General features: G+C 65.8%; 8 protein-coding genes. 4 read left to right on the top strand and 4 right to left on the bottom strand.

Going from position 1 to position 9529, the window contains the following annotated elements:
• Positions 1–1257, bottom strand: a 1257-nt coding sequence (locus AC0L3K_RS39930; RefSeq protein WP_473368133.1) for an ABC transporter transmembrane domain-containing protein, incomplete at its 3' end; no start/stop codon positions are given.
• A gap of 212 nt (positions 1258–1469) precedes the next feature.
• On the opposite strand from AC0L3K_RS39930, the gene rpmE reads away from it, so the two are divergent.
• A complete protein-coding gene (rpmE, locus tag AC0L3K_RS39925) occupies positions 1470–1697 on the top strand; it encodes a 50S ribosomal protein L31 (protein ID WP_007599895.1) in 228 nt (75 codons plus the stop codon).
• 201 nt (positions 1698–1898) lie between these two features.
• Here rpmE and rcdA read toward each other — a convergent pair whose 3' ends face one another.
• Positions 1899–2408 carry a protease adaptor protein RcdA gene (gene rcdA, locus AC0L3K_RS39920; RefSeq protein WP_007599893.1) on the bottom strand — a complete coding sequence of 170 codons (510 nt, stop codon included), beginning with the start codon at positions 2406–2408 and terminating at the stop codon, positions 1899–1901.
• 576 nt (positions 2409–2984) lie between these two features.
• Positions 2985–3176 (bottom strand): DUF1192 domain-containing protein, encoded by a 192-nt coding sequence (locus AC0L3K_RS39915; RefSeq protein ID WP_007599892.1) that lies wholly within the window; start codon positions 3174–3176, stop codon positions 2985–2987.
• 111 nt (positions 3177–3287) lie between these two features.
• Between AC0L3K_RS39915 and AC0L3K_RS39910 the strand changes: the two genes are divergently transcribed.
• On the top strand, positions 3288–4286 hold the full coding sequence (locus tag AC0L3K_RS39910) for an NAD(P)H-quinone oxidoreductase (RefSeq protein ID WP_354159385.1): 999 nt from the start codon (positions 3288–3290) through the stop codon (positions 4284–4286).
• Positions 4287–4440: 154 nt separating this feature from the next.
• The gene (locus tag AC0L3K_RS39905; protein ID WP_026232774.1) at positions 4441–7317 is read left to right on the top strand and encodes an EAL domain-containing protein; all 2877 of its coding nucleotides are present in this window, start codon (positions 4441–4443) and stop codon (positions 7315–7317) included.
• Positions 7318–7426: 109 nt separating this feature from the next.
• Here AC0L3K_RS39905 and AC0L3K_RS39900 read toward each other — a convergent pair whose 3' ends face one another.
• Entirely contained in the window at positions 7427–7699 is a 273-nt protein-coding gene (locus AC0L3K_RS39900; protein ID WP_007599886.1) for a DUF7662 domain-containing protein, read from the bottom strand.
• A gap of 144 nt (positions 7700–7843) precedes the next feature.
• On the opposite strand from AC0L3K_RS39900, the gene AC0L3K_RS39895 reads away from it, so the two are divergent.
• Positions 7844–9340: a sensor domain-containing diguanylate cyclase gene (locus AC0L3K_RS39895; RefSeq protein WP_007599885.1), complete on the top strand. Its 1497-nt coding sequence runs from the start codon at positions 7844–7846 to the stop codon at positions 9338–9340.
• Positions 9341–9529 lie beyond the last annotated feature (189 nt).

The following is a 9529-nucleotide window of genomic DNA, read 5'->3' as shown; positions in this document are numbered from 1 at the left end:
ACCCATCACTGTGACATCGTCGAGACCGGCAATGACAGCTGGCGCTTCAAAAGCCGCGACGACGATCACGCCACCCGGGCGCGGGGGGGGGGCGGGAGGCCGGCCCCCGGCCCCCCCCCCCCCGCCCCCCGGCCCCCCCGGGGCCCGCCCGCGGGGCGTGGCCCCCGCGGTTGCCGCTGGGGGGGGGGGGGGCGACGCCGGCGCGCTGATGTCGGGCTGCACATGCAGGATCTCAAACAGGCGCTCGGCAGCGCCCGATGCCGCCGAGATCTCGCCCCAGACCTCGCTGAGCTGGCCGAGGCCGGCCGCGGCGAAGGCCGCATAGAGCACGAACTGGCCGAGCCGGCCCGGCGTGATGGTGCCTGTGAGCACGTCGTGCGAGCCGATCCAGAGGATCGCGACCACGCTTGCGAACACGATGAAGATGATGATGGCGGTGAGCACGGCGCGCGCCTGCGTGGAGGTGCGCGCGGCTTCATAGGCCTGCTCGACCTCGCCGCCGAAGCGCCTCTCGGCGAGGCTCTCGCTGGTATAGGCCTGCACGGTGCGGATCGCACCGACCAGCTCGCTCGCGTAGGCCGAGGCCTCGGCCAGCGTGTCCTGCGCATTGCGCGACAGACGGCGCACCCAGCGCCCGAAGGCGACCAGCGGCAGCACGATCAGGGGAATGGCCAGCAGCACGAAGCCTGATAGCCGCGGGCTGGTGATCACCATCATCGCCGCAGCGCCGAAGAACATCATCAGATTGCGCAGCGCGATCGAAACCGAGGCGCCGACGGAGGATTTGATCTGGGTGGTGTCGGCGGTGAGGCGCGACACCAGCTCGCCGCTGCGCGCGGAATCGAAGAAGGCCGGCGACAGCGAGAGCAGATGGGCGAAGACGTCGCGCCTGAGATCGGCGACGATGCGCTCGCCGATCGTCATCACGAGGTAGTAGCGCGCGGCGCTCGCCAGCGCGAGCACGGCGACGACGGCGATCATCACCGAGAAGTAGCTGTTGATCAGCTCGATGCCCTCAGGCGTCAGGCCGAAATCGATCATCCTGCGCACCGCGACCGGCACCAGCAGGGTGGTCAACGCCGCGATCGTCAGCGCGACAAAGGCCAGCGCCGCCCGACCGCGATAGCGCGCCACATAGGGTGCGAGCGCCAGCAGCGGCCGCAGCTTGGCGCGGCTCTTCGCCGGCGCCTCGATCAGGTCGGCCTCGATCGACGGGGCTTCTGCGGGCCCGGTTTCAAGCCGTTCTACTGCGCTCATGAGATCCGACCAAAAGACAAAGAGAGGTAGTCTGCTCCAGATAGGCCGCGCGAGCGGGAGTGGCAAATCCGGGATGTCCCTTAGGGGGCCGCCCGGTCCCCTACTAAGGCCCTGCAACGGCTTGTTTTACAGGGCCTCGTGGGGTATAGACCGCGCCAAATCCGTCATTCGATAGCCACTCAAGTGAGGCGCCGGGGCGCCGAGGAATTGCCATGAAAGCCGAAATTCACCCGAACTATCATACGATTAAGGTCGTGATGACCGACGGAACCGAGTATCTGACCCGCTCCACCTGGGGCAAGGAAGGCGACACGCTGAACCTCGACATCGACCCCAAGTCGCACCCGGCCTGGACCGGCGGCAACGCCCAGCTGATGGATCGCGGCGGCCGCGTCTCGCGCTTCCAGAAGAAGTTTTCGGGCTTTCTCAAAAAGGATTGATCCGGCCCCTCGAGGCTGGAGACGAAAACGCCCCCGGAGAGCCGGGGGCGTTTTTTTTGTTTTGAGGCGATGTGCTCTCGACCAAGGCGAGAAATCGTAGGATGGGCAAAGCGTAGCGTGCCCACCAATCTTGATTGCGATTCTGCGAGAAAATGGTGGGCACGGCGCTGCGCGCCTTTGCCCACCCTACGGCACCTGCGCTTACCGCTCGAACGCTGCCTTCAGCGCGTTGAGATGCGGCACCAGCGGGTTGCCGATCGAGGAATGATCGACCGGCGGCGTGTGGATGGTGGTGTCCAGGCGGCGCACGCGGGTCTGGAGGCTCATCGAGCGATGGATCAAATCCTGGAGCTGCGACGGCAGCTTCTCGATGCTGTCGGTCGAGCCGGGATCGGCGGCGGAGAGCTTGACCTTGGTTTTTTCGCGGTTGGCCTGGCCCAGCGTCATCTCGCCTTCCTTCACCGCGCGGTGCAGCAGCAGCCACGAGGCGAGCTGCATCAGGCGGGTGGTCAGGCGCATGCTCTCGGTCGCATAGGTGAGGCTGACGGCGCGATCGAGCGCCTTGGCCTCGGTGCGGCCGGCGCCATCGAGATAGGCGGCGGTCTCTTCGACCAGGTCCATGCCCTCGCGGAACAGGACGCCGAACGCCGCAGAATTGGTGAACCGCTCGCTGAGTTGAACGAGAGCACCTTCGGCTTGCAAACGTTCCATGGTTAACGCCCCTTACGCAACTGTCTGACTGCCCGGCTTTGGCGCCGGCTTATGATGAACAAATCATTGCGCGGGCGCGACGCCGAGTCCAGTGACAAGCGCGGATATGGTTTCCGCGGGTCTTTGCTCGGAATTCAACCGCGGCGAGATGCGAAAAGGCGGAGCTGGGCGCAAAAAAGAGCCGCCGGAAAACCGGCGGCTTTGAAAGTTGATAACAGGGAGGCGTCAAACAGAGTGGACAGGAGCCACTCGGTGTCCAAACAAGGACAGTTCCCAGTCATAAACTCGAAAGCTTAATGTGGAGTAAACGAGCGATTATTTTGAGGGTTCGTTAGCCATGTCGGTCAGTGGCCGAGTGGGCGGTGGAACGAATTCTTCACGCGCATCCGCAGCGAAGGCCGAAACCAGACCCTCATGGTGAGGAGCGCGCTCTTCGCGCGCGTCTCCGGACGATGCTTCGCATCGCCGGGACCATGCAGGCCCTGCTCTCGCCCGCGGCCATCCTTCGAGACGCGCGTGCCGCGCTCCTCAGGATGAGGACCGTGTGTGAGGCCAGCCCCGCTCCAGCGTCGGACCCTACGACTTGAAAACGCTGTTGGCCGCATCGCGCGAGGCGCGCTTCTTTGTTGTGGCTTCTTCCAATCTTGCGATCTCGGCCTTGAGCAGCGCGATGCGCTCGGTCAGTTCCTCCACTGACAAGAGTGAGAGATCCTGGCCGATGTCATGGCTGATCTTTTTGCGCGGACGGTCGTCGTCTTCCATCGCCATCCTTGTTCCTCCTGCGTTCGCATCACAAGCGGCTGAGGCGGTTGCCAGCCTGCATTGCGCTGGCTAAGCAATGGCCTCGTTCCATCCCGCACCTTTGCTCAAGGACACATCATGGACAAGCTGCCCGCGCAAATGACCGTGGTCGCCATCTCCAAACCCGGCGGACCGGAAGTGCTGGTGCCGGAACAACGGGCGCTGCCGCAGCCCGGTCCCGACGAGATCCTGGTCAAGGTGCAGGCCGCCGGCGTCAATCGGCCCGACGTCGCGCAGCGCTCCGGCGCCTATCCGCCGCCGCCCGGCGCCAGCGACCTGCCCGGCCTCGAAATCGCGGGCGAAGTGGTGGCCGTCGGCAGCAACGCCAAGCGGCACAAGATCGGCGACAAGGTGATGTCGCTGGTCGCCGGTGGCGGTTATGCGCAGTACTGCATCGCCCAGGACGGTCAGGCCATGAGCGTGCCGCCGTCGCTGTCGATCAAGGAAGCCGGCGCACTGCCGGAAACCCTGATGACGGTCTGGCACAATGTGTTCGAGCGCGGCGGGCTGAAGGCCGGCGAGACGCTGCTGATCCATGGCGGCTCCTCGGGCATCGGCACCATGGCGATCCAGCTCGCAAAAGCGTTCGGCGCGAAGGTGATCGTCACCGTCGGATCGCAGGACAAGATCGATGCCTGCCTCAAGCTCGGCGCCGATCGCGCCATCAACTACAAGGACGAAGACTTCGTCGCCGTGGTCAAGGCGGAGACGAACAATGCCGGCGCCAATCTGATCCTCGACATGGTCGCCGGCGACTATGTCGATCGCAACTATGACGCCGCCGCGCTCGACGGCCGCATCGTGCAGATCGCAACCCTCAACGGGCCCAAGGTCACCGTCAACATCGCCAAGGTGATGGTGAAGCGCCTGACCCATACCGGCTCGACGCTGCGCCCCCGTAGTAATGCGGACAAGGCGGCGATGGTGGCCGCGATCGAGGCGAAAGTGATGCCGCTGTTGCGCGAAGGCCGGGTCAAGCCGCTGATGGACAGCACTTTCCCGCTGGAAAAGGCATCCGACGCGCACCGGCGGATGGAAACCTCTGCACATATTGGCAAAATTGTGTTGGAGGTCTAGGCCAGCGGCCCACAGGGCAAGCCGGAAACCCTTTGATTTTCCTCGCTTTCGTGGCATCTATCGCGACGCACCGAACCACTTTGTTCCGTTCGGAAAACGCCGTGCACCGAAGAGCCTGCACCGAAGAGTTTGCGTCGAACGCGGAGAACTGACCTTGCGTCTGATCAGGTGCCTCGCGCCCATAGCGCTGGGCCTCATGATTCTCGTCTGCGCGTTCCCGGCGCGCGCGCTCGACGCTGTCAGCGTCCGCGGTGACGCGCCCGCAATCGACCTCACCGGCGTGCTCGAGCATCAGCGCAGCGACGCCGACCGCATCCAGGTTTCCACCGCGCCCGGCACCGACGGCATCGTCCGCCGCATCGAAGTGCGCGCCCGCGAAGGCGGCCAGAACTGGGTGGTGTTCGCGCTCGCCAACAACACCGACGACCAGCTCGACCGCCTGATCGTCGCCCCGCATTACCGCATCGTCTCCTCGGGGCTGCTGTGGCCCGACCTCGGGCTGTCCCGCATCGCGACCATCACGCCCTCGACCGGCGACCGGCCGGAGCGGCAGGAGAGCCCGACCGCCGACGTCTTCCGCGTCACCCTCGATCCCGGCGCCGTCGTCACCTTCGTCGCGGAGCTGCGCACCGACAAGCTGCCGCAGCTCTATCTGTGGGAGCCGGAATCCTACAAGGACAAGGTCAACTCGTTCACGCTGTACCAGGGCATCGTGATCGGCATCTCCGGCTTGCTGGCGCTGGTGCTGACCATCCTGTTCGTGGTCAAGGGCAGCATCATGTTCCCGGCCGCCGCGGCGCTGGCCTGGGCGGTGCTGGTCTATATCGGCGTCGATTTCGGCTTCTGGGGCAAGGTGCTCGACATGTCGAACAACGCCGAGCGCATCTGGCGCGCGGCGGGTGAGGCGATACTGGCGGCGACGCTGCTGGTGTTCCTGTTCGCCTATCTCAATCTCAGTCGATGGCACGTGCGCTATTCCCACATCACGGTGGGCTGGCTCGCGTTCCTGGGCTCGCTGGTTGCGCTGGCCCTGTTCGACCCCGCGGTGGCCTCCGGCATCGCGCGCATCTCGCTGGTGCTGATCGCCTTCGCCGGCTTCGCGCTGATCGTCTATCTCTCCACCCACGGCTTCGACCGCGCGGTGCTGCTGATCCCGACCTGGTTCCTGCTGGTGGTCTGGGTGGTCGCGGCCGGCATGACGGTCGCAGGCTCCGTCACCAATGACATCGTCGGCCCTGCCCTGCTCGGCGGCCTCGTGCTGATCGTGATGCTGATCGGCTTCACGGTGATGCAGCATGCGTTCGCGGGCGGCGGCGCCACCACCGGCGTCGTCTCCGACATCGAGCGCCGCGCGCTGGCGCTGGCCGGTTCCGGCGATCTGATCTGGGACTGGGACGTTTCCGCCGACAAGGTCTTCACCAGCCCCGAGACCGAAGCCCTGCTCGGCCTCAAGCGCGGCACGCTGGAAGGCCCGGCCGCCTCCTGGCTGGAAGTGCTGCACCCGCTCGACCAGGACCGCTTCCGCGCCGCGCTCGACAGCGTGCTCGATCAGCGCCGCGGCCGCCTGGTGCAGGATTTCCGCCTGCGCACGCCCGACGGTCACTTCATGTGGTTCGCGCTGAAGGCGCGCCCGGTGGTCGGCTCCGACGGCGAGGTCTCGCGCGTGGTCGGCACCCTCACCGACGTCACCGAGCTGCGCAACGCCGAGGAGCGCCTGCTGCACGATTCCGTGCATGACAATCTCACCGGCCTGCCCAACCGCAAGCTGTTCATGGACCGGCTCGGCGCCGTCGCGCATTTCGCCAAGACCATGCCGACGCTGCGGCCGACGCTGATGGTGATCGACCTCGACCGTTTCAAGCAGGTCAACGATTCCGTCGGCATCGCGGTCGGCGATTCCATCCTGCTGACGCTGGCCCGCCGCCTCACCCGCATCCTGAAGCCGCAGGATACGCTGGCGCGGCTTGCCGGCGACCAGTTCGGCCTGATCCTGCTCTCGGAGCAGGACCCCGCCCGCATCACCGCCTTTGCCGAGACCATCCGCAAGACCATCCGCGCGCCGATCGCCTTCAACGAACGCGAGATCTTTCTCACGGCCTCGATCGGCCTTGCCTTGTCCGATCCGCAAGTTCAGCTCACGGACGAGATCATCAAGGACGCCGAGCTTGCGATGTATCACTCCAAGCGTATCGGCGGCGACCGCATCGACGTCTACAAGTCCGCGATGCGCGCGCGAAAAACCGATCGGCTGACGCTGGAGAGCGAATTGCGCCGCGCCATCGAGCGGCAGGAGCTCACGATTCTATATCAGCCGATCGTACGGCTCGAAGACCGCTCCGTCGCCGGCTTCGAGGCGCTGGTGCGCTGGGATCATCCCAAGCTCGGACGCATGGCACCGTCGGAATTCATCACCATCGCGGAAGAGACCGGCCTGATTATCGACCTCGGCATGTTCGTGCTCGACCAGACCGCCAAGCAGCTCTCGATCTGGCAGCGCGCGATGCGCTCGCGCGAGCCGATCTTCGCATCGGTCAACGTCTCCTCGCGGCAATTGCTGCGGCACGATCTGATCCACGACATCCGCACCGTGCTGTCGCGCTCCTCGGTCGCGCGCGGCACGCTGAAGCTGGAACTGACGGAATCGCTGGTGATGGAGAATCCGGAGCACGCGGCGCAGATGCTGACGCGGATCCGCGAGCTCGGCACCGGGCTGTCGCTCGACGATTTCGGCACCGGCCATTCGTCGCTGGCCTATCTGCAGCGCTTCCCGTTCGACACCATCAAGATCGACCAGTCCTTCGTGCGCACCACCAACCGCGGCACCCGCCCGGTGATCCTGAAATCCATCATCGCGCTCGCGCACGACCTCGGCATGGACGTGGTCGCCGAAGGTGCCGAGACCGATTCCGACGCGGTCGAGCTCTACCAGATGGGCTGCGAATACGCGCAGGGGTTTGCCTTCGGCGAACCCATGGACGCCGACGCCGCGATGCGCCTGCTCACGGAAGTGCGCCTGGAAGCGGCGAGCTGATCTCAACGCGAGTCCGGTCCCGTAGGGTGGGCAAAGGCGCACTTGCGCCGTGCCCACCATCAATCCAACATTGCAACAGAGGTGGTGGGCACGCTTCGCTTTGCCCACCCTACGATACTGGCCGCCGCCGGTCGCTCTTCAGCTTCGTGAACCGCACGCTCGCACCGTCCGGCATTCGCATCGCCTTGAAACCCGCGGCGAGGCAGGCTTCGCGCTGGGGCATCTGGATGTCCGGGCTGCGCAGGCTGTCCCACCATGAGGCACGATTCGCCGCGCGCGGCAGGGCCGCGCCGATGATCTCTTCGATCTGTTCATAGGTCAGCACGAATTCCGCCTGCTTCTGCCGCATCAGATAATCGCGCAACGCGTCGTAGTCGTTCACCGCTGTCCTCTTCGCTGGTCGAAGCCCCGCTTTGCCCAAAAACGTCAGCCGCGGAAACCGATTTTTAACTCATTCCGGCAGCGCCGTCCCGGCTTAAACACTGCTCAAGCTTTCGGGCGCATTCACTAATGTCGGGAGCAAATGATGTTGTCTCGATGGCGCGACGTCACGGCCCGGCGGCCATGGCGGCTTTCGGCGAAACTGCTGATCATCTCGTCCGTGGTGACGGTGATCGGCTTTTCCGCCATTTGCGTCAACGTCATGCTGGACATGCGCCGCGGCGAGGAGGCGCTCGCCCGCCAGACGTTGGAAAACCTGGCGACGACCATCGAGTCCGACGTCAGCCGCAACATCGAGATCTACGACCTGGCCCTCAAGGCGGTCGCCAGCAACATGCTGCTGCCGGAGATAGCCACGGTCTCGAAGCCGATCCGTCACCTCATCCTGTTCGACCATGCGACCACGGCGAGGCATTTCGGCGCGATCCAGGTGTTCGACGCCGACGGCCGGCTAACCATCGACGCCTCCACGCTCGATCCCGTTGCCGAGAACCGCAGCGACGAGGATTACTTCAAGGCTCATCGCGACAATCCGGACGCAGGCCTCTTCATCAGCCGTCCCATGCTGTTCCGCGGCGCCTATTCGATCGTGCTGAGCCGGCGTATCAGCGACACCGACGGGGGCTTCCTCGGCGTCGTCGCCGGATCGATCCGCTTCAGCTATTTCCACGAATTGTTCGAGCGGCTGAGCCTCGATGCCGACGACACCATCACCGTGCTCAGGCGCGACCGTACCGTCATGATGCGGCGGCCGTTTGATCTCGACGTGATCGGCACGAATCTGGCCAACCGGCCGGTCTGGAAGGCCGAAAATCTGAAGGTCGGCGGCGCATTCGCCGGACAGGGGCCGATCGACGGCACGCCGCGGCTCTATGTCCGCAGTAGTGGGAGCAGCCCGCTATTCGTGGTGGCAGGCAAGCCACTGAACGCCGTGTTCGAGCTCTGGCAGAAGGAAGCCTACCGCATCGGCGCCGTGGTGCTGGCGCTCAGCGTGTTCATGCTGGCATCGACGCTGGTGCTCGCGCGCGAGATCGGCCGGCGCGCCGAGGCCGAGCGCAAGCTCGAGGAGATGGCGACGACCGACGCGCTCACCGGCCTGAAGAACCGCCGCAAGTTCGACCAGGTGATCGACGTCGAATGGCGCCGCGCGATGCGGCAGCAGACGCCGATCGCGCTCTTGATGATCGATGCCGATCACTTCAAGGCCTACAACGACACGTTCGGCCATCAGGCCGGCGACCAGGTGCTGGTCGGCATCGCCATCTGCATTTCCGATTCGGTGAGCCGCGCCAGCGACTGCGCCGCGCGCTATGGCGGCGAGGAATTCGCCGTGCTGCTGCCGGGCACTTCGGTCACCGACGCCCTCACGGTGGCCGAGAAGATCCGCGCGAAGGTGCAGGGCTGGTCCGACGACCACACGAGCTCGACAGTGTCCTGCGGCATCGCGAGCCTCGTTCCCACCACCGGCATGGACTGGCCGCTCCTGGTCGCCGCCGCCGACAAGGCGCTCTACGCCGCAAAAGCCGGCGGCCGCAACCAGTCGGTGGTCGCGAGCCTGCCGAAGCTGTCGCTGGTGGCTTAAGTCTCGGCGTTGGAGCGTGTCGCTCGCCACAACTTCAGTGTCGTGGCCGGGGGGGGGGGGGGGGGGGGGGGAGGGGGGGGGGGGGGGGGGGGGGGGGGGGGGCGCGAGCCGGGGGGGGGGGGGGGGGCGCGCCGCCCGCCCCCGCCCCCGCCCCCAGGCAGTGGACGGCCCGCCCCGCGCCCGGAGCGG

The organism is Bradyrhizobium sp. MI1.10, assembly GCF_055811035.1.
This window is presented reverse-complemented; position numbering and strand designations above follow the sequence as displayed.

Bases quoted from the DNA above. Each gene is read 5' to 3' on its own strand.
- rpmE (WP_007599895.1), top strand. From the start codon at position 1,470: ATGAAAGCCGAAATTCACCCGAACTATCATACGATTAAGGTCGTGATG.
- rcdA (WP_007599893.1), bottom strand. From the start codon at position 2,408: ATGGAACGTTTGCAAGCCGAAGGTGCTCTCGTTCAACTCAGCGAGCGG.
- AC0L3K_RS39915 (WP_007599892.1), bottom strand. From the start codon at position 3,176: ATGGCGATGGAAGACGACGACCGTCCGCGCAAAAAGATCAGCCATGAC.
- AC0L3K_RS39910 (WP_354159385.1), top strand. From the start codon at position 3,288: ATGGACAAGCTGCCCGCGCAAATGACCGTGGTCGCCATCTCCAAACCC.
- AC0L3K_RS39895 (WP_007599885.1), top strand. From the start codon at position 7,844: ATGTTGTCTCGATGGCGCGACGTCACGGCCCGGCGGCCATGGCGGCTT.